This is a genomic window from Trinickia sp. NRRL B-1857 (genome assembly GCF_050470685.1).
Lineage (GTDB): Bacteria > Pseudomonadota > Gammaproteobacteria > Burkholderiales > Burkholderiaceae > Trinickia.
Genome location: NZ_JBFLUK010000011.1, coordinates 1,974,783 through 1,993,820 on the forward strand (window position 1 = coordinate 1,974,783; position 19,038 = coordinate 1,993,820).

Below are 19,038 nucleotides of genomic sequence, written 5' to 3' on the forward strand. Positions count from 1 at the left end.
TTGGATATAGACCGATACTAAATCAGTGTTGGACCTGGGCATTTTACGTCCTCTATTCTGCATCCACACGCTGATTTCCGTCCGAATTATACCTTCTGAGCATTATCGGATTGGACGAAGGCGAGGGTTAACCCCATCGACGATAACGAGAGTCAGGAGCAGACAATGAGCGCCAAGGTATTCGAATCGAGCGAAGTGCAGGACCTGCTGAAGGCAGCGTCCAACCTCGGAAGCGGCGAGGGCAACGACCGCGTGAAACAGATTACGCATCGCCTGCTGAGCGACCTGTTCAGGGCCATCGACGAGCTCGACATGACGCCCGATGAAATCTGGGCCGGTGTGAACTACTTCAACAAGCTCGGGCGGGACGGCGAAGCCGCGTTGCTCGCGGCCGGCCTAGGACTCGAAAAGTATCTCGACATCCGGATGGATGCGGCCGATCGCGAAGCAGACATCCACGGCGGCACGCCGCGCACCATCGAAGGTCCGCTGTATGTCGCAGGCGCACCCGTGCGCGAGGGCGTCGCCAAGATCGACGTGAACCCGGACGAGAACGCAGCCCCGCTCGTCATTCGCGGCGCGGTGACGGGCCCCGGTGGACAGCCGGTGAGCAATGCGCTCGTCGAATGCTGGCACGCCAATTCGAAGGGCTTTTACTCGCACTTCGATCCGACCGGCGCTCAAGACGACTTCAACCTGCGCGGCGCAGTCAAGACCGGCCCCGACGGCAAGTATGAGTTCCGCACGCTCATGCCCGTCGGCTATGGCTGCCCGCCGCAAGGCGCGACACAGCAGCTTCTGAACGCGCTGGCACGTCACGGTAACCGCCCCGCGCATGTGCATTTCTTCGTTACGAGCGAGAAGACACGCAAGCTGACGACGCAAATCAACATCGAGGGCGATCCGCTCATTTGGGACGATTTCGCTTATGCGACACGCGAGGAACTCGTGCCGCACGTGGTGGCAAAGACCGGCGGTGCAGCGCTGGGCCTCAAGGCCGACGCTTACCGGGAAATCGAGTTCAACATCGCGTTGACGCCGCTCGTGCAAGGCAAAGACAACCAATTGGTCAACCGCCCGCGCGCAACCGTCACGCTGTAATCGCATCCTCGGCGGCTCGCTCATCGCGCGGCCGCCTACCTTCTTTCGCCCGAACTATTCGAACCGATGCGCGGGGCTTTCACCCGAAGCCCGCGACGCGCAGAGGGAGACGACTCATGTCCGCAAGTACCGACACAGCCCGACAACTGGACGATTTGCTCAGCCACGCGGTTCAACACGACGAGCAAGGCGGCGTGTTCCGCTGCCGCCGCGAGATTTTCACGAACGCCGATTTGTACGAACTCGAGATGAAGCACATCTTCGAGCGCAACTGGGTGTACCTCGCACATGAAAGCCAGGTGCCGGAGATCAACGACTACTACACCACGTCGATCGGCCGCCAACCGGTCGTCGTCACGCGCGACAAGAGCGGCGAGTTGCATGCGGTGATCAACGCGTGCGCGCACAAGGGCGCCATGCTGTGCCGTCGCAAACATGGCAACAAGGGCAGCTTCACCTGCCCGTTTCACGGCTGGACGTTCTCGAACACCGGCAAGCTGCTGAAAGTGAAAGACGAGAAGACCACCGAATATCCCGTGCAGTTCAACAAGCACGGCTCGCACGATCTCACGAAGGTGCCGCGGTTTCAAAACTATCGCGGCTTCTTATTCGGCAGTTTGAACGCCGACGTCATGCCGCTCGAAGACTATCTCGGCGAGACCAAGGTCATCATCGACCAGATCGTCTCGCAAGCGCCCAACGGTCTTGAAGTGCTGCGCGGCAATTCCACTTACGTCTACGACGGCAATTGGAAGATGCAGATGGAAAACGGTTGCGACGGCTATCACGTCAGCACCGTTCATTGGAACTACGCGGCCACGATGGGCCGCCGCAACGTCGAAGGCACGCGCGCCGTCGACGCGAACGGCTGGAGCAAGTCCGTGGCCGGCGTCTACGGCTTCGAGCACGGACACATCTTGCTTTGGACCAATACGATGAATCCCGAAGTGCGGCCGGTGTACCGGCATCGCGACGAGATCGCCGCGCGCGTGGGGGAAGAAAAAGCGAAATACATCGTCAATCAAACGCGCAATCTGTGTTTGTACCCGAACGTATTCCTGATGGATCAATTCAGTACGCAAATTCGCGTGATCCGTCCGCTTGCCGTCGACAAAACCGAAGTCAGCATTTTTTGCTTCGCCCCGAAAGGCGAAAGCGCGGAAAGCCGAGCCATCCGCATCCGCCAGTACGAAGACTTCTTCAACGTCTCGGGCATGGGCACGAGCGACGACCTCGAGGAATTCCGCGCGTGCCAAACCGGATACGGCGGCACGGCGGCCGCCTGGAACGACATGTCGCGCGGCGCCCCGCTGTGGGTCCATGGGCCGGATGCGAATGCGAAAGCCATAGGTTTGAACCCGCTCGTTTCAGGCGAGCGAAGCGAAGACGAAGGCCTTTTCGTGGTTCAGCACGAATACTGGATGAAAACGATGCGCGAAGCGCTGCGCAAGGAACAGTCGGAGGCGGCAGCATGAGCATCGGCTATCAAGACATCTGCAATGCGCTCTATCGCGAGGCGCGCTTCCTGGACGACCGCGAGTGGGACGAATGGCTGGCCTGCTATGCCGAGGACGTCGACTATTGGATGCCGGCCTGGGACGACGACGACAAGCTGACCGAAGACCCGAAAAGCCAAATCTCGTTGATGTATTACGCCAACCGGTGTGGCTTGGAGGACCGCGTCTTTCGCATCAAGACCGAGCGCAGCGGCGCGTCGATGCCGGAGCCGCGTACCAGCCACACCGTGTCCAACGTGGAAGTGCTGACCGAGCGAGAAAACGAAGTGGACGTTCGATACAACTTCAACACGCTAAACCATCGTTACAAGATCACGGACCAGTTCTTCGGCACCATCTACGTCACCTTCCGAAAAGTTGACGGCCGCTTGTTGATCTCGAGCAAAAAGATCGTGCTGAAGAACGACTACATCCGCCAAGTGCTCGACGTGTATCACGTTTGATGCCCACGGCCGGAACGAGACTGAATGTCGGAGGCACCATGTCCAGCTACACCATCGCGCTGAATTTCGAAGACGGCGTCACGCGGTTCGTCGAATGCAAAGCCGGAGAGAAAGTCCTCGATGCCGCATTTCGAGCCAAGATCAACCTGCCGATGGATTGCTCCGACGGCGTATGCGGCACCTGCAAGTGCCGGGCTCAAAGCGGCGCCTACGATCTGGGCGAGGATTACATCGAAGACGCTTTGAGCGACGAAGAGAAAGACCAGGGTCTCGTGCTGACCTGCCAAATGGTGCCGCATAGCGATTGCGTGATCGCGGTCCCGGCTTCGTCGGCGGCATGCAAAACGGAACAAAGCCGTTTCGCGGCGACGCTCACGAAGCTAGAACCGCACAATGACGCCGCGGTGGTGCTCGAGTTCGAGGTGGAGGGTTGGCCTCCCGCTTTCTTGGCCGGACAGTACGTGAACATCGAAGTGCCTAATAGCGGAGAGCGTCGTTCGTACTCGTTTTCGTCCGCGTCCGGCGAATCGAAGATCGCTTTCTTGATCAAGAAGATTCCCGGTGGCGTGATGAGCACGTGGCTCGAATCGGCGAGGCCCGGCGACAAAGTCGCGCTGACCGGCCCGCTGGGAAGCTTTTATCTGCGGGCGGTCGAACGGCCTTTGTTGTTTCTGGCGGGCGGCACGGGCTTGGCGCCGTTCCTGTCCATGCTCGAAGTTCTGGCCCGCAGCCATTCCCAGCAGCGCATCCATCTCGTCTACGGCGTGACGCGCGAGCTCGACCTGGTCCAGGTGCAGGCGATCGAAGCTTACGCGGCGAGGCTGCCGAATTTCACGTTTTCTACGGTCGTGGCGGAGGCCGGTTCGAACCATCCGCGCAAAGGCTGGGTTACCCAACATATACCGGTCGAATCCTTGAACGACGGCGATGTCGATGTCTACCTGTGCGGACCGCCGGCGATGGTGGACGCCGTTCGCCGGTATTTCGATGACAGCGGCGTGGAGCCCGCGAGCTTCCACTACGAGAAATTCACCCCCAACGCAGCGGCGGTGGCCGCATGAGCACGCGGCGATTCGACGGGAAGGTGATGGTCGTGACCGGTGCCGCTCAGGGCATCGGTCGCGGCGTTGCGCTACGCGCCGCCGCCGAAGGCGCGGCGGTGCTGTTGGTCGATCGCGCCGAATTCGTCTCCGAGGTTGCGGCGGAGGCGGTCGGAGCACAGACTGCCGGTTTCGTTGCAGACCTGGAGACCTATGAAGGCGCGGCCTCCACGATGGCATTTGCCAAGAGCACGTTCGGCCGCATCGACATCTTGGTCAATGGCGTGGGCGGCGCCATTCGCATGCGGCCCTATGCCGAGTTCGAGCCGGCACAGATCGATGCCGAAATCCGCCGCTCGCTGATGCCGACCTTGTACGCCTGCCATGCGGTGCTTCCGCACATGCTCGCGCAAGGCCGCGGAACGATCGTCAACGTCTCCTCCAATGCAACGCGAGGCATTCGCCGCGTTCCGTATTCGGCCGCCAAGGGCGGCGTCAACGCGTTGACCCAATCGCTTGCGATGGAGTACGGCGAGCGCAGCATCCGTGTGGTCGCCGCTGCGCCGGGCGGTACCGAGGCGCCCGCGAGACGCGTGCCGCGCAATCTATCCGGCGATAGCGCGCAAGAAAAGCTTTGGATGAGCGAAGCCGTGAAACAGGTAACGGAATCGACATTCCTTAAGCGATACGGCACACTCGACGAACAAGTCGCACCGATTCTCTTTCTCGCATCCGACGAGGCCGCGTACATCACCGGCGCAGTTCTGCCGGTTGCAGGCGGCGACAACGGCTAGCCACGGCATGGAGCGCCACCAGAGCGGCGCTCCGTGCAATATCCCTTCCCACTCATTCGGCGAGAAACGCCAACACAGCCGCGTTGAATGCTTCGGCCGCCTCCACGTTGGACAGGTGCGAGGCATTCAACGCTACCGTGCGCGAGCCCCCAACGCGCTCGGCGATGAACCGGGCGTCGTCCACGGTCGTAATCGGATCGTGCTCGCCTGCTATCACCAGCGTGGGCACGGCGATCGTTGCGATGCTTTCGCGCAGATCGGCGCTCGCCAATGCATCGCAACAGGCTGCGTATCCGTCCGCCGGCGTGGCGCGCAATTGTTCCGTTAGTTCCGCGACGACCAGCGGGTGCCGCTCGACGAAATCCGCCGTGAACCAACGCCCCGCCGCGCCGCCCGCAACTTCGGCCATGCCTTCGGCGCGCACGAGCGCAGCCCGCCCAGCCCACCCGTCGAACGAACCAATGCGCGCGGCCGTATTGGCGACGATCAGCTTGCCGATTCGCTCACCGGCATGCACACCGAGCCATTGCCCCGTCAAACCGCCCATCGAAATGCCGCAGAAATGCGCGCGCTCGAGGTTCAACGCATCGAGCACGGCCAGCACGTCGCGCCCCAGGGTATCGAGGGAGACGCTATCGACCGGTGCGACGCTGGCCCCATGGCCGCGCGCGTCGTAACGCACGACGCGGAACCGCTGCGCCAGCGCATCGAGCTGCGGCGACCACATGTCGAGCGTGGTGCCGAGGGAATTCGAGAGGACGATGGCGGGCGCGTCTTGCGGGCCTGCCGTCGTGTAAGCGATGCCGTTCGCGTGTTGCATACAGGCTGTCTCCGAAAAAGCGAAACGCCGATATGCCGCCATCGAGCCGATGCTCTTCGCGGCATATCGACAGGCAGATACTCAGGTGTCCTGAGAATGTGCGGCGTCGATCAGGCTTGCTTGAGCGGCACGGGCGTGACTGCCTGTAGCGCATCGAAGCTCAAGCCTTCGACGATATCGACGACGACGAGGCCGTCCGCCGTGACGTCGATGACCGCCAGGTCCGTGTAGATGCGATCGACGCATTCGATACCCGTAAGCGGATACGTGCACGCTTCGACGAGCTTGCATTCGCCCGTCTTCGTCAGGTGATCCATCATGACGAATACCTGCTTGGCGCCGATCGCTAGATCCATGGCACCGCCCACGGCGGGGATCGCGTCGGCCGCGCCCGTGTGCCAGTTCGCCAAGTCGCCGTTCTTGGACACTTGGAATGCGCCGAGCACGCAGATGTCGAGGTGGCCCCCGCGCATCATCGCGAACGAATCACCATGGTGGAAGAACGCCCCGCCCTCGAGCAAGGTCACGGCCTCTTTACCGGCATTGATCAACTCGGGATCTTCCTCGCCCGGTGCGGGCGCGGGCCCCATGCCGAGCAAACCGTTCTCGCTGTGCAGAAAGATTTCGCGCTCGGCCGGCAAGTAATTGGCCACCTTCGTCGGCAAACCGATGCCGAGGTTGACGTAGGCCCCTTCAGGGATGTCGCGGGCGACGCGTTGTGCGATTCGATCGCGGGTCCATTTGTTCATCGATTGCTCCTCAAGCGGCGCGCGCGTGGGCTTGGGGCACGGCCACGACCCGCTGCGTGAAAATCCCCGGGGTCACGATGGTCTCGGGATCGAGCGCTCCGAGCGGGACGATCTCCGAGACTTGGGCGATCGTCGTCGTGGCGGCCATGGCCATGATCGGTCCGAAGTTGCGCGCCGCCTTGCGGTAAACCAGATTGCCCCAGCGGTCGCCCTTGTGGGCTTTGATCAAGGCAAACTCGGCCTTGATCGGGTATTCGAACACGTACGGTTTGCCGTCGATCACGCGCGTTTCCTTTCCTTCGGCCAAACGCGTGCCGTAGCCCGTGGGCGTAAACACGGCGCCGAGCCCGGCGCCGGCCGCTTGAATCCGCAGCGCGAGATTGCCTTGCGGCACGAGCTCGAGCTCGATCTCGCCGGCACGGAACAGCGCGTCGAATACTTGCGAATCGGCCTGCCGCGGAAACGAGCAGACGATCTTGCGCACACGCCGCGCTTTGAGCAGCGCGGCCAGACCGATCTCGCCGTTGCCTGCGTTGTTGTTCACGATGGTCAGATCGCGCGCGCCCTGTGCAATGAGCGCATCGATCAACTCGGCCGGCTGTCCGGCCGAGCCGAACCCGCCGATCATGATGGTGGCGCCGTCGGCAATGCCCGCAACGGCAGCTTCGAGCGAGGAAATTGTCTTATCGATCATCGGTGTATGCGCCCTACCGGAACGCCTCAAGGTTCGCGTTGACGAACAATGTAGAGGCGCATACTTGGCGCGTCAACGGCGATTATCGAAATATGGTGCGATTATCGAACATCGTACAAACCACATCGAGGGTGCAGTCGCCGGGCTGCAATTGGCTCGTTCGCTCGGATGACTGCCACGATTGCAACGAGGGCGAATCTGCGTGTCGACGTGCTCGGCATTAAAGACGCGATGACGATCGGCAATCGGTTTGCCGGTGGAGCGAACTATGCCCAGCTCGGTGATATCCGGCTTTCGGATAGCGGCCTGAAGGTAGACGCGCAGTTCAATACTGCTAGTTCAGGCGATGGCTTCGTTCGAGGTCAGCTTCGGCAGCACAAATGGTCGGGTTATTTGATGCCTGCCATCGGCCACAGGAACGTGACGGTGCCTCCGTGCGTGTTGGCAGGCGTCGAATCCCTAAACGAACGGCGTCTTGAGTCCTATACAGTTCGACGAACCACTACTGCGCGCCCTGCTATTTTGTCGACCGTTTGTAGATGGACAATGCACGGTGCCGCAGATTCTGCGGAAACCCTCGATTTTTGGCGATCGCCTCCAGCAGTTCAACGATGTCATCGTCGACAGGTAGTCCTTGCTCGAGCCAATCAACCGCCAGACTGCACCAATACGCAGTTGGCCAACGCAGCCCCGCAACCACGACTTCTCGAGCACAACCGGCGGTCGATGAAAACTCGGCCAGTGGATGCTCAAGTGGTTCGACAATCTCGGGCGATTTCATCCTGGCGATTCGGCAACGAGAACGCGAGCTGTCGACGGGAACAAACAGTTCGATTGTCGGCGATTTGAGCACCCGTGTCGAACGACCGCTCATGGCCGGACACTAAAGACTGAGGGTCGCCACATTGCGACCAACACGTCCTAACGCAGCACTCCAGACCTTTGCTCCGGATGCCCCGTCAGCACATCTGGACCGACCAAGTCCAGCGAGATAGCTAGTGAGGCTTGACCTTAATTGATCTGGCCGTGCGTAGCGGCCCAAATCACCATTTGGCGACGGGCTTCTTGATATACCACATATAGTCGCCAGTCAGGTCCACGTGATTCTCGCCGAGCAGCGCGGCGTGCGAGTTGATATTTAATTATGCTCAAAATGGACAAAAAGTATCAATACAATCACGCTCTGGTCCATCCTGCGAGGCCGCGCCGTGGAGATTTAATACGGTATCGATATGCGAAACGGTTTGCGCCGATGCGAAGTGGAATTTTATATATACAGACCTGTCTGATTAATTAGGGTTTGATAACTTGAACTGACGGCACAAACTACCTATATTTTTCTCGCCGGCATTAGGCACATTGTAAAGATGTCTATCCGGTTGGTGATGATAATTTTCAAGGGGAAATTTGATGACACAAACTTCAATGTCTCATCAGGCTGCTACTAAGGGCCAGGTCCATGAGGCCTTGGCCGCGACCGACTGGCGTCTCTATGACGGCCAGTTGGTTATGCGCAGTAATGGCGGCGCAGGCGGAATCTTCCTGATCATGAATGGGCTACTCCGCCTCGTGCCAGATCCCGCTACTTTTGCGAATTTATTTAACTCGCCTACTGTCCAACAAAACGATTATCTGGTCGACAATTGCCCTCCGGGCCCGGCTATCTCGAGTGGGGCTGTAATTGCCCAAGGAGCGGGGCCTGCACAGTATCTGATTACTAACGATGTGAAAATGTGGATTCCTTCACCGGCGGTGGTCGCGCAATTTAGTTTCAACAGTCCCGTAGTTGTACCCAACATTCTGCTTGAATTCATATCGACCGGTCCGAACGTGGGCTAGGTCACATGGAAGCGGCGCGCTTCTGCTTCGCCAGATGCGCGCCCAGATTGCAGACGCGTCTTTAGGAGCGGCACCAACGTGTGCCGCCGCTTCGGGTTAACTACCTACAGCGATGTGGCCGGAGGATTGCGCGGTCTGTAACGACAATGCTCATGTGAATCTCCTAGTAGAAATGGATTAGCGCAAGAAATCGGCTACAACCTTGCCAATGCGCGAGTCGGTGCGATTGCGTTCGATGGCGGCGGGAATCTCCGCGGATGCGGCGTGTATTCGTACTTCGGTCATTCGGCGATCGTCGGCTTCGACGGACGCACGCTGGGCGAGTGCGGCGAAGAAGAAATGGGCGTGCAGTATGCCGAACTATCGCTTGGCATGATTCGCGACGCGCGGCGCACCATGCAGTCGCAAAACCATCTGTATAAGCTGCTTCATCGCGGCTACACGGGAACGCTTCATTCCGGCGACTGCGCCGACGGCGTGGCCGCGTGCCCGTTCGGGTTCTATCGCAACTGGATCGAAGACCCCGAAGGCACGCGGCGCAAGGTGGAGGCGCTCACGCGTACCACGCCCGGCACGGCGGAGTGTCCGATAGAGGGCATCCCGCACGGCGAGTAGACCCTTGGCCTGCGCGGCTGCTCAACGCAGACGCAGGTTTGTTGCGTGGGGAGAAGAGAGGGCGGATTTCCGGTGCCGGCCATGAGCTGCCGTTTGGCGTTCCAGCAGGGCAGCCATTTGAACGGCCGCTTCACTTTGAAACCTGCCAGAGCGCTTCGGCGAGCAACGCGGCCAATCTGGCCGTTCACGATTCGCCAATCCGGTCGATCAGCGACGACTGGTATCGCACATGCGAATTGCTCCTACGTCCTGTGCGAAACCGAAACCATGCGTAGCTTATCGAAGATCATTTCAGTGATTCAGCGAGGCCGTGCCTCTAGGTTGATCAGCATAGATGTCGATATAGCTGCGAGCCGCCTTGACGTCGAGGGGAGGACGTCTCGGGTGAATTCGCGCCCTGGGAACCGGTGACGGCGGCGCGCATTCATTGAGCCGGTGCATCTCCCGGCCGTGTCAGGGATCGCGCCTCCAACTCTCGCCGCGTCCTTGCCAATTCCTTGGCCAGCACCTTCTCATCGGGCAAGACAGTCTGATATTCGGCGGCCAGTACCTTGTTGGGTAATCCTTCCAACGCGTAACGTGCCACCGCCGCATTGGTGCGGGCGCAGAGGATCAGGCCCACTGGTGGATTCTCACCGGGCAGCGTCCAGTGTTCGCGAGCATAGTTGCAGTACATGTGCATTTGCCCGACGTCGGCGTGACTCAGTTCAGTGAGCTTCAGGTCGATGATGATCAAGCAGCGAAGACGCCGGTGGAAGAACAGCAGATCGACGCGGAACCAGGTCTCGCCGATGCGAAGGCGACGCTGACGCCCAACGAAAGTGAAGTCGCCACCGAGTTCCAGAAGAAAATCCTCGAGCCGGTGAATCAGCGCGTCTTCCAGGTGTGATTCGGAGTACTCGTCTTTAAGGTTGAGGAATTCGAGAACGTAGGGGTCCTTGATCGCCTCGTCCGGCGTGACCAGATCGCTGGCTTGCGGTCGGCTGCCTTTTTCCAGCATCGCGCGCTTGTTCCTAGAAAGCAGGGCACGGGTGTGGTACTGAGTGGCGATTTGGCGATCGAGTTGGCGTATGCTCCAGCCTCCGCGCAGGGCCTCGCCTTCGTAGAACTCGCGTTCTTCCACGGAACGGGTGCGACGGATCAAATGAACGTAGTGCGACCATGACAGCGGGAACACTGTGGCCAACTGCTCAAGGCTTAACATCCGAGACAGCGTCTCGGATTTCTCGCGCGCATTCTTCGGTGGCAATTTCCGAGACAGTGTCTCGGAAATCTGGTCTGGCGGGTACGCCAGATAGAACAGACGCATCTGCTCCAGGTTATCTGTACCAAAACCTCGTCCGAACTGCGCCGACAGGTCGGCCGACAGGCGTTTGAGGAGGGCTTGCCCATAGCTTGCCCGTTCTGCGCCGCCTTGCTCGAACTCGACAATGCGTCGACCGATCTTCCAGTAGGTGGCCGTCATCAGTGCGTTGACGCTGCGGGCGGCTGTGCGGCGAGCAGTTTCCAGCAGGGCGATGATGTCGCCATGAACGGCGCCATAGTCAGGGTTGTCGGTTCTGAGATCAGTCATACCTGTCCTCATGCTGCTCGCGGCCCGGCATTGTATCAATGTGATGGGGTTCCGGACCGCCGCTCTGATGGAACCATCCTATCGCACGATTCCTGTTCGCCACGCTCGACCATACGGCAGACGTACGTGCTCTCGATTCCGTAGAGGCTGTCATTCGTTTAAGGTGGAAAGCGACCGACTTCAATGACAGTTTCGGCCGAGGTGCTGTCGGTGAGTAGCCGAACCCCGTGACTGCTTCGCGCCAATACCTACCGCTGAGCCACTAGGGAGGCGAATGACGGCAGTGGGTCGTACTTGGCCGATTGGGATCGAGACGCGGATGTCGGCCGCGGCTTCGGGCCGCTAACATCCGTCGCCAATCACTGAAGCCCATCACTGCGCCCGCAATGGTTGTCCCCTGATAGCTCGGCAGAAAAAGCTTCCACGTAAAGCGCGGCGAGTATGTGGCTGCGCTCAATCCCGCAGTCGCAGCGCCCGGCTTCGCGTAAGCTGGTCGTCAAGGCAATGCCCGGTGCGGAGGCGACCTGTGTGCTATTCAGCTCAAATCAAAGATGACTACTTGCGGTTTGTCAGGGCGTTCGGCGCGCGATTGGACCTCGACGAGTTGATCCGGATGTACTGGGAGCGTGAGCAGGGTCGCGCAATCAAGATCACGAAACTCGTCGACGCGCTTTTTGCACAGCCTCAGTCTGACAACGAACTGCGCATCAAGGCGATGATCGATATCCAAGCTCGAGGAAGGCTTGTTCGAGCAGCGCAACCGTCTCGCGGATGCGGAGCGTGCCCTACAGGCGAAAGCGACCAAGACCGTCTTTGAGAACAAACGTATCGCCACCGAAAAGATCGACGCTTTCCTGCGGCGGCTGGGCGACCTTCGGCGCCCAACACCACAGGCTCGTGACGGGCGGATTTTCCCCAGCCACTACGCTCCAGTGATGGTCAACGAAAACGGCGAGCGCGTCATCAAGCCAATGCGCTATCAATGCCGGCCAGCCGGCAGACCGGCGTTCTACGACCCCAAGTTTCCCGGTACCTACAACGCACGGCGCGACAATCTCGAAGGCTTCCGGAAATTGCTTTTCGGCCACTCGCTCGGCGTGTCAGTGATCAATGCCTTCTACGAAAACGTCAGTGGGGCGCTACTCCAAGGGCGCCCCAAGGATGCGAACGTCGTGCTCGAATTCAAGCCGATTCCGCCGATCGACATGTTCGTGGCGTGCCTGTAGTCTCGTTGGCAAGGCAAGGGCGAGCCCGATCTACTGTTGTTTGCGGCCATCACCAACGAGCCGCCACCCGAAATTGCGGCGGCCGGTCACGATCGCTGCGTCATTCCCATCCAGCCGGCTCAAGTTGATGCCTGGCTGACGCCCGACGCGAGCGACCTCCCCGCGCTATACGCGACTCCCGACGCACGTGAGCGGCCGTACTATGAGCACCGCATGGCGGCCTGAGCGCCCGTAGGAAAAGTCACATCCAAGCTGCAATCGAATGGTCTGCCGCATCATCCCGAACCTCGGCGCAATCGCATACGACGATTGGCGCGTTCGAGCTGAAAATCCTGGATTTATGTTAGGATTTAAAGAATAAATGACAGCAAAGCCGCATGATATTCGATTCAGCGGCTTGCCCCGCTCCGCGGCCGTTCGGAGCAACTGAGAGATTGGAACAATAATGCTAATCAGATCCGCCGCGCCCGGGGAACTGAAGTACAGCGACATATACGATGCAATCCAGCGAGGCGTACTGCAACGAGAACGCCTGCTTAAGCTCGATACGCCACTCGGATCCGACGTACTCGTTCCGCTGCGCGCACAAGGCTGGGCGAAGCTCGGCCGCGACTATCGCTGGACGGTAGACGCCGCATCAATACGCAACAATATCCCGTTGTTGTCGCTGATGCATCAGCCCGTGACGTTATGGCTTCAGCAGGCGTCGGCGCAATCTTCTGGTTCTACGTACCGTCCTGTCCACGGCTTCGTTCATCGAATCAGCGTACTAGGGAGCGACGGCAATCTCGCGGTCTATCAGCTCGAATTCTCGTCCGCACTTTATTTCCTCGACCATACGCGTAACGATCATTATTGGCTCGAAAAAAACGCACGTGAAATCGTCCTCGACGTTCTCGATCGATATCCACAGCTGCAAGGCAACGTTCGCCTAGATATTGCGAAGGAGCCACCCGTACGCTCGTATTGCCGGCAGGCGGAATCAGATCTGAATTTCGTTCACAGAATACTCGAGGATGAAGGCTGGTACTTCTATTGGGAGCATGCGAGTGACGAGGCTGGGGCAACGACGCTCGTCATCGTCGATCGTCTGGCGGCCCTCCCCCAGGGAAAACAGGTCGAGTACTACCGGGGCAACACGGACGACGAGGTCAACGGTCTAACGCAATGGGCCGATGTCCAGACATTACAGAGTCTTCGCTATACGAACCGGTCGTTCGACTATATGCGCCCGAGCCATGACTTCGAGGCGACGAGTCCACTCAAGACGACGACATATACCGTCGAACAATGGCGTCATCAAGAATCGCGCCAGATTCCGACCGCGCCGATGGAAGTCTATGAATCGCTACCCTACGGCTATCCGAACTCCGACGCAGGCGATGACCGTGTGCGGCTGCGCACCCAAGCGTGGGATGCGCAGGCACGTCGATTCTTAGGCGTGGGTGGCTTGAGATGGGCGGACGCCGGTTCACAATTCGAGCTGAACAACCATCCACGACACAAGGGCGGCAATCCCAGCGACAGACAGTTCGTCGCGGTCGAACTGCGCTGGCACATCGAAAACAATGTGCCGATCGGGCGCCACGACGCGGCCTTTCCTCATAGTCTGCAACGCGCGATCGCAGACGCAAAGGCCGCACACGGCACGCGGTTCGCGTCCAAGCCGCACCCGGCCGACGGACAGACCGGATTTTTTGTAGTCGAGCTCGACGCACAGCTCGCGACGGTTGAATATCGGAGCCCCTTCGAGCACAGCAAACCTGTCATGCAGATCGAGCATGCCCAGGCGGTCGCCCCGCAAGGAGAAGAAGCGTGGGCTGATGCGCTCAATCGGATCCGTGTTCGCTATGCGTGGGATCGACAAACGCCAGCCGGCTCCTTCGTTTCCTCGCCGTTACTGCTGTCGATGCAAGCGGACACAGGAAACGGCTATGGCGGCGTGCATGTACCTCGCGCGGGCGAGTGGCTGGCGATCGGTCATTGGGGCGGCGATTGCGATCGTCCATTCATTCTTGGCCGACTCACCGGCGGCACCACGCAGCCGCCCTGGCACACGAACGTATTGCTCTCGGGCTTTCGCTCGAGCGGCTTCGGAAACTCGGGGGCTTATAACGCACTGGTTCACGACGACGCGACGAACCAAGGCGGGACACGCCTGACAAGCTATACGGGCAAAAGCTACAGCGCCTTTCATCAAGGGTACTTGATTGCGCAGGACGGCAATACGCGAGGCCGGTATCTGGGTAGTGGCTTTATGCTGCACACCGACGACTACGGCGCCGTGCGTGCCAATCGCGGCCTGTATGTCAGCACGCATTCAAGCTCGTACAACAACGAGCAACTTGGCGTCGATGAACTACAGGATCAGTTCAATCGCACCGGGATGCTCGTCGAATCGTTGTCGAGTGCTAGCGCGACCGCGCAGGCCGAGCCGTTGCAAGCCAGTCAAGATACCCTCAAGGCAATGAAAAGCGCCACGCTAAAGAGCGCATCGGGCAGCGCCTCCGGCGGGCGCACCGGAGGCGGCGGTACAGGCGAAGCCAATAGTTTCGCAACGCCGTTGCTTGCGATGGCAAGCCCCGCCGGTATTGTCCTGTCGACGCAGCAATCGACGCAGGTCACGGCTGATCAGCAGATCAGCGTGATCAGCGGCGAAAACACCAACGTCGCCGCTGGGAAGTCGTTGATCATTGCGGCGGCCGAGAAGATCAGCCTTTTCGTTCAGCAGGCGGGAATGAAGCTGTTCGCGGCCAAGGGGAAAGTCGAGGTTGCGGCTCAAAGCGATGAAATGCGGCTGTATGCGGACCAGGACATGACGATCACGAGCAACCAAGGACGCGTCGTGATCGAGGCCAAACAAGAGCTAATGCTCAAGTGTGGCGGCTCCTATATCCGTATTACGGCCGACGGCATCGAGGACGGCACGCGCGGTGCACGAACAGTGAAGTCCGCGTCGTTCAGCCGACAAGGACCAAGCTCGGTCGCGGAGCACATGAACAGCCTGCCTAAAACGAAGTTCAACGATCCTTATGTGCTGCGCAATCGCATCACCGGCGAGGTTTTGAAAAACCATCCTTACGAATTGGTCCGTGCGGACGGTACGCGCCTAACCGGGATGACGAACGAGCTGGGACACGTACCCGAGCAAAAGAGCGAAAACGTCGAGTCGATCATGCTGCGTGCTTTGAGGCCGAACTCAAAGGCCGGCGGCACACCCGCTTGAGATCCACGACATTAATTCCAATCCAATAAGCCGAAATGAGCGATAACCAGGCAGATGGTCAAAGCGGCGGTTCGCCCTTCGATGACAGCGCCCAGCAAGAGGTTGTGCGGTTGGCCGGGCGCACGGATAAGGACGGGGCGTCGTATGCGCACGCAACGTTGACTCCCGCTAGCGATACGCGACCCAAGGAAATGCTTTGCGACGTGCGGCCCATTATTCCGGTCATCTTTCTGCCGGGCGTGATGGGCTCCTTGCTCACCTTCAAGGATACGGGCGATGAAATGCTCTTCGCACCGAACACAGACACTGTGTTCTCTGATATAGGCGCGCTCGGGGCGTTGATCGGCATGTGGTTCGCGAGTGCCACGTCACGGGAAAAGACCTTTGATCCGACGCGAGCGGCAGTCACGCCGCTCGGGCCCATCAACGTTGGCCGGCACAACAAGCAAAACGAGAAGGATGCCCCCACTCAGTACATCGACGAGGCCGAGGCGCGTCGGCGTGGCTGGGGATCGGTGCACCGCACGAGCTATCACCCGGTCCTCGCGTGGCTCGAGGAGCAACTCAATGAGCCGATGCACCTGGGCAAAGTCAAAGGCGCATGGGTCGATCCCGACCCCGAGGGGAAAGAATGGACGCTCAAGCCGTTGTTGGGTACGGCACCGACCGACTACGGTGCATTCGGTAAGGGGGAAGCACTTACCGAAGACTCGCCGGAGTTCAAGCACTTCGCGAAATTCCGTTACCGTATATACGCGATCGGCTATAACTGGCTGCAATCGAACACAGATTCCGGAAGGCAAATAATCGAAGGCTCTGACTACTACGATCCAAAGACGAAGAAAACCACGCGATTGATGGGCATCAAGGAAATTTGCGCGGAGAACCATACGGGCAAGGCCATCATCTTGACACATTCGATGGGCGGATTGGTGGCTCGAATGGCGATCGCAATGCATGGCGGTGCGGATTTGATGCACGGGGTCTTTCACAACGTGCAACCGGCGACGGGGGCGCCTGTTGCAGCCAAACGCTTCAGAACTGGCGCAGGCAACGAGGGGGGACTCAATAGCTTTATCGGCGGTAGCCTTCTTGGGCGTGACGCGAACGAATTTGTGGCCGTGCTGGCGAATGCGCCCGGGCCGCTAGAATTGTTGCCTATGCCGGATTACAACAACGGCGAACCTTGGTGGATATTTACTCGGCCCGACGGCACGCCCGTAATGCAGCTACCTGCGGACAAAAACGCGTATGACGAGATCTATACGAATACAGAGTGGTATGGCCTCATGCCGGACGAGAAATTGCTCGACCCAGCAGGAATCGTGGCAGCACGGCTGAAGAAAAATAATACAAACAAAACTGTTTTTGGCAACTTCAAAGACACGATGTCCCTCGTCGTCACCAACCAGTGGGGGATTAAAGACAAGTACCATGACATGACGTACGCCGCATACGGCGATGGGGCGTTACCCAAGCCGAAATCGCAAGCCGCGTCGGGAAGTGATCATCAAAACGCGGCGCAGATCGAGGAAGGTAAGCCCCTCGACGCTTTGTTGACGTGGGGCAAGGTGCTCTGGAAAGGGAACATGCCGTCCGACGTAACGGAGGAGGAACTGCGCGCTGCGAAGTTACTGCACGACTCGCACTCCGGTAACCTGCGTGTGCATCTTGCGGCACGCAAGTTGGCGATCGAATTCGAGGCCCAAAAAGTGAACAAACTTCCGACCGGCTCAGACGAGTCCAACCCATCGCCTCATGACACGAGGAACGGCATCATCGCTGGAGACGGAACGGTGCCGGTGTGGTCGGCACAAGCTCAGGCGCGCGGACTCGATCCCAATGTGAAGGGCGACCCTGCAAGGGGAGTACAAATGGCGTTCGCCCAACATGGGTATGACCATCAGATGAGCTACAAACATCCATGGACCCGCTGGGCACTCCTCTACAGCGTCGTGCAGATAGCACAAGATGCGCCGGAGCCTTCATGCTGAATCGTATCGCGAAAGTCTTCATACTCGTGGCAAGCTTGTCTGCCTGCTCAATGGCATCCTACGGGGAATCAATGATCACCAATCCCTTGCTGTCCAAGTCTCGTCCGTGGTGCATCGGACGCTTTGTATTCGATCGTCCCGCAACGAGCGAAATTTCCAATCAACGCTATGAATATCGCGGCGAAAGCATTGAAACAACGCACAGTTCGTCGATCGAGGTGTATCGGGGGAAAATTGCTGCATTGAGTGCTGACCTAAAGTACAAGCAGCGGATAAATCCCGGGACGGGTTCGTCAACGAGCCATGCCTGGCTTGAGAAGGAATTTTCTCCGACGAAGCATTCGAGCGTTTTTGTTTTCCGACAATTCGACGCAGCCTCAGCGCTGGACTTCAAAACGGAAGGATTCATCTTTGAAGACAGAAGTATCTTTCATACGCGAGGGAGTATAGGCTCCGCCGCACTGGACCGAGTCGATTCTATCTACGCGGATACTTACGGTAGAATCAAGGCGCGCGATAACTGGGCCGTACCGACGGAATCGGGGTTCTGCATTGACGGTGGGATCATAACGGGCTCCTCAACCTACACCGAGGAAGTCAGCCAGTCGTTCGCACTGATGCCGGGACGCCCGGCGCTGCTCGTGATCCAGATGCGCGATTCGGTCGAGCAGGATCAAAGCGAGCCCCTGACCAAGACACTACCCGCTCTCCGCGCCCAACTGTCCCGGCAGCCGGGGCACTACCGCGTCCTTCGCGAGGCGAAGCGCACGGTCGCTGGAATGAATGCCGAAGAAGTCTTGTTTGAGCTTCAAGACGGCGGGGCCACCTCCTATCGGTTCTACCTGCTCGCGCCGGGTGACCCGAGCACACTCGCGAAGCCCCACACCGCCATTCAACTGCTGCTTGGCGCAAGCAGTCCTGATTTGACGCCGGAGCAAGCCACCTCCCCCGTCGACGAAGCCGGCGCACTTCAGGTCTGGGACACCCTGTTGAACAGCCTGCGTCTGCGTCCCGGCGCGGTATAACAGGAGGCCCATATGCGGCGGTACGACATCGTTAAGGGAGATACCACGACCGCTGGCGGCGTTGTGCAAGGCGGCGATGCCAGCGATGTAATAGGCGAGCGCGAGCAAGCGTACGAAAACGATCCGGTCTGGTGCCCAGCCTGCAAAACGATGGGCAAAATCGTTTGCGATGGGCAACGGATTTCGACCACCGGCCCCGATGGCCGTCAGGCTGCGCTGAGCGATGACCTTTGCTTCTGCCAGTGCCTCACGCCGCCACAGCTCGTCGCGTCGCAGTCCGCGTCGTATACCGAAGTCTGAACCGAGAGAGAAAAGAATGGTGAGGAAGCTCATTGAAATCGCAACGGTACTCGTGCTTGCAGTCGGAATGTTCGGATGTGCC

At 59.3% G+C, this 19,038-nt stretch carries 15 protein-coding genes and 2 pseudogenes; 12 read left to right on the plus strand and 5 right to left on the minus strand.

Annotated features, from left to right (window positions below):
- Positions 1 to 165 precede the first annotated feature (165 nt).
- From catA to benD, 5 genes are all read left to right on the plus strand, one after another.
- Positions 166 to 1,101, plus strand: a complete 936-nt coding sequence (gene catA, locus AB1286_RS29115; RefSeq protein ID WP_430366658.1) for a catechol 1,2-dioxygenase — start codon at positions 166 to 168, stop codon at positions 1,099 to 1,101.
- Positions 1,102 to 1,217: 116 nt separating this feature from the next.
- Positions 1,218 to 2,576 (plus strand): Rieske 2Fe-2S domain-containing protein, encoded by a 1,359-nt coding sequence (locus AB1286_RS29120; protein ID WP_430366659.1) that lies wholly within the window; start codon positions 1,218 to 1,220, stop codon positions 2,574 to 2,576.
- Entirely contained in the window at positions 2,573 to 3,061 is a 489-nt protein-coding gene (gene benB / locus AB1286_RS29125; RefSeq protein WP_430366660.1) for a benzoate 1,2-dioxygenase small subunit, read from the plus strand. Before AB1286_RS29120 ends, benB begins: the two co-directional genes overlap by 4 nt.
- Positions 3,062 to 3,099: 38 nt before the next feature.
- The gene (gene benC / locus AB1286_RS29130) at positions 3,100 to 4,122 is read left to right on the plus strand and encodes a benzoate 1,2-dioxygenase electron transfer component BenC (RefSeq protein ID WP_430366661.1); all 1,023 of its coding nucleotides are present in this window, start codon (positions 3,100 to 3,102) and stop codon (positions 4,120 to 4,122) included.
- The gene (gene benD, locus AB1286_RS29135) at positions 4,119 to 4,895 is read left to right on the plus strand and encodes a benzoate diol dehydrogenase BenD (protein ID WP_430366662.1); all 777 of its coding nucleotides are present in this window, start codon (positions 4,119 to 4,121) and stop codon (positions 4,893 to 4,895) included. Before benC ends, benD begins: the two co-directional genes overlap by 4 nt.
- A gap of 52 nt (positions 4,896 to 4,947) precedes the next feature.
- Here benD and pcaD read toward each other — a convergent pair whose 3' ends face one another.
- The 4 genes from pcaD to AB1286_RS29155 form a co-directional block, all read right to left on the minus strand.
- Positions 4,948 to 5,715, minus strand: coding sequence for a 3-oxoadipate enol-lactonase (gene pcaD / locus AB1286_RS29140; protein WP_430366663.1), 768 nt, complete (start codon positions 5,713 to 5,715; stop codon positions 4,948 to 4,950).
- A gap of 110 nt (positions 5,716 to 5,825) precedes the next feature.
- Positions 5,826 to 6,464 carry a 3-oxoacid CoA-transferase subunit B gene (locus AB1286_RS29145; protein ID WP_430366664.1) on the minus strand — a complete coding sequence of 213 codons (639 nt, stop codon included), beginning with the start codon at positions 6,462 to 6,464 and terminating at the stop codon, positions 5,826 to 5,828.
- Positions 6,465 to 6,474: 10 nt separating this feature from the next.
- On the minus strand, positions 6,475 to 7,158 hold the full coding sequence (locus AB1286_RS29150) for a 3-oxoacid CoA-transferase subunit A (RefSeq protein ID WP_430366665.1): 684 nt from the start codon (positions 7,156 to 7,158) through the stop codon (positions 6,475 to 6,477).
- Positions 7,159 to 7,675: 517 nt separating this feature from the next.
- Positions 7,676 to 8,032 (minus strand): hypothetical protein, encoded by a 357-nt coding sequence (locus AB1286_RS29155; protein ID WP_430366666.1) that lies wholly within the window; start codon positions 8,030 to 8,032, stop codon positions 7,676 to 7,678.
- Positions 8,033 to 8,568: 536 nt separating this feature from the next.
- On the opposite strand from AB1286_RS29155, the gene AB1286_RS29160 reads away from it, so the two are divergent.
- Together AB1286_RS29160 and AB1286_RS29165 are read left to right on the plus strand one after the other, a co-directional pair.
- Positions 8,569 to 8,997: a hypothetical protein gene (locus AB1286_RS29160; RefSeq protein ID WP_430366667.1), complete on the plus strand. Its 429-nt coding sequence runs from the start codon at positions 8,569 to 8,571 to the stop codon at positions 8,995 to 8,997.
- A 261-nt stretch (positions 8,998 to 9,258) separates the two neighbouring features.
- A pseudogene (locus AB1286_RS29165) lies at positions 9,259 to 9,612 on the plus strand (nitrilase-related carbon-nitrogen hydrolase); the annotation flags it as partial.
- 424 nt (positions 9,613 to 10,036) lie between these two features.
- On the opposite strand, the gene AB1286_RS29170 reads toward AB1286_RS29165, so the two are convergent.
- Positions 10,037 to 11,185, minus strand: a complete 1,149-nt coding sequence (locus AB1286_RS29170) for a PDDEXK nuclease domain-containing protein (protein WP_430366668.1) — start codon at positions 11,183 to 11,185, stop codon at positions 10,037 to 10,039.
- Positions 11,186 to 11,711: 526 nt separating this feature from the next.
- On the opposite strand from AB1286_RS29170, the pseudogene AB1286_RS29175 reads away from it, so the two are divergent.
- The 5 genes and pseudogenes from AB1286_RS29175 to AB1286_RS29195 all read left to right on the plus strand — a co-directional run bounded on the left by AB1286_RS29175 (position 11,712) and on the right by AB1286_RS29195 (position 18,956).
- A pseudogene (locus AB1286_RS29175) lies at positions 11,712 to 12,636 on the plus strand (SOS response-associated peptidase family protein).
- A 220-nt stretch (positions 12,637 to 12,856) separates the two neighbouring features.
- A complete protein-coding gene (locus tag AB1286_RS29180) occupies positions 12,857 to 15,637 on the plus strand; it encodes a type VI secretion system Vgr family protein (RefSeq protein WP_430366669.1) in 2,781 nt (926 codons plus the stop codon).
- Positions 15,638 to 15,672: 35 nt separating this feature from the next.
- Positions 15,673 to 17,631: an esterase/lipase family protein gene (locus AB1286_RS29185; protein ID WP_430366670.1), complete on the plus strand. Its 1,959-nt coding sequence runs from the start codon at positions 15,673 to 15,675 to the stop codon at positions 17,629 to 17,631.
- Positions 17,625 to 18,656: a T6SS immunity protein Tli4 family protein gene (locus AB1286_RS29190; protein ID WP_430366671.1), complete on the plus strand. Its 1,032-nt coding sequence runs from the start codon at positions 17,625 to 17,627 to the stop codon at positions 18,654 to 18,656. Before AB1286_RS29185 ends, AB1286_RS29190 begins: the two co-directional genes overlap by 7 nt.
- Positions 18,657 to 18,668: 12 nt before the next feature.
- Positions 18,669 to 18,956: a PAAR domain-containing protein gene (locus AB1286_RS29195; RefSeq protein ID WP_430366672.1), complete on the plus strand. Its 288-nt coding sequence runs from the start codon at positions 18,669 to 18,671 to the stop codon at positions 18,954 to 18,956.
- Positions 18,957 to 19,038 lie beyond the last annotated feature (82 nt).

What these genes read in the sequence shown, in the direction of transcription:
- catA (WP_430366658.1), top strand. Translation starts at nt 166, where the DNA reads ATGAGCGCCAAGGTATTCGAATCGAGCGAAGTGCAGGACCTGCTGAAG.
- AB1286_RS29120 (WP_430366659.1), top strand. Translation starts at nt 1,218, where the DNA reads ATGTCCGCAAGTACCGACACAGCCCGACAACTGGACGATTTGCTCAGC.
- benB (WP_430366660.1), top strand. Translation starts at nt 2,573, where the DNA reads ATGAGCATCGGCTATCAAGACATCTGCAATGCGCTCTATCGCGAGGCG.
- benC (WP_430366661.1), top strand. Translation starts at nt 3,100, where the DNA reads ATGTCCAGCTACACCATCGCGCTGAATTTCGAAGACGGCGTCACGCGG.
- benD (WP_430366662.1), top strand. Translation starts at nt 4,119, where the DNA reads ATGAGCACGCGGCGATTCGACGGGAAGGTGATGGTCGTGACCGGTGCC.
- pcaD (WP_430366663.1), bottom strand. Translation starts at nt 5,715, where the DNA reads ATGCAACACGCGAACGGCATCGCTTACACGACGGCAGGCCCGCAAGAC.
- AB1286_RS29145 (WP_430366664.1), bottom strand. Translation starts at nt 6,464, where the DNA reads ATGAACAAATGGACCCGCGATCGAATCGCACAACGCGTCGCCCGCGAC.
- AB1286_RS29150 (WP_430366665.1), bottom strand. Translation starts at nt 7,158, where the DNA reads ATGATCGATAAGACAATTTCCTCGCTCGAAGCTGCCGTTGCGGGCATT.
- AB1286_RS29155 (WP_430366666.1), bottom strand. Translation starts at nt 8,032, where the DNA reads ATGAGCGGTCGTTCGACACGGGTGCTCAAATCGCCGACAATCGAACTG.
- AB1286_RS29160 (WP_430366667.1), top strand. Translation starts at nt 8,569, where the DNA reads ATGACACAAACTTCAATGTCTCATCAGGCTGCTACTAAGGGCCAGGTC.
- AB1286_RS29170 (WP_430366668.1), bottom strand. Translation starts at nt 11,185, where the DNA reads ATGACTGATCTCAGAACCGACAACCCTGACTATGGCGCCGTTCATGGC.
- AB1286_RS29180 (WP_430366669.1), top strand. Translation starts at nt 12,857, where the DNA reads ATGCTAATCAGATCCGCCGCGCCCGGGGAACTGAAGTACAGCGACATA.
- AB1286_RS29185 (WP_430366670.1), top strand. Translation starts at nt 15,673, where the DNA reads ATGAGCGATAACCAGGCAGATGGTCAAAGCGGCGGTTCGCCCTTCGAT.
- AB1286_RS29190 (WP_430366671.1), top strand. Translation starts at nt 17,625, where the DNA reads ATGCTGAATCGTATCGCGAAAGTCTTCATACTCGTGGCAAGCTTGTCT.
- AB1286_RS29195 (WP_430366672.1), top strand. Translation starts at nt 18,669, where the DNA reads ATGCGGCGGTACGACATCGTTAAGGGAGATACCACGACCGCTGGCGGC.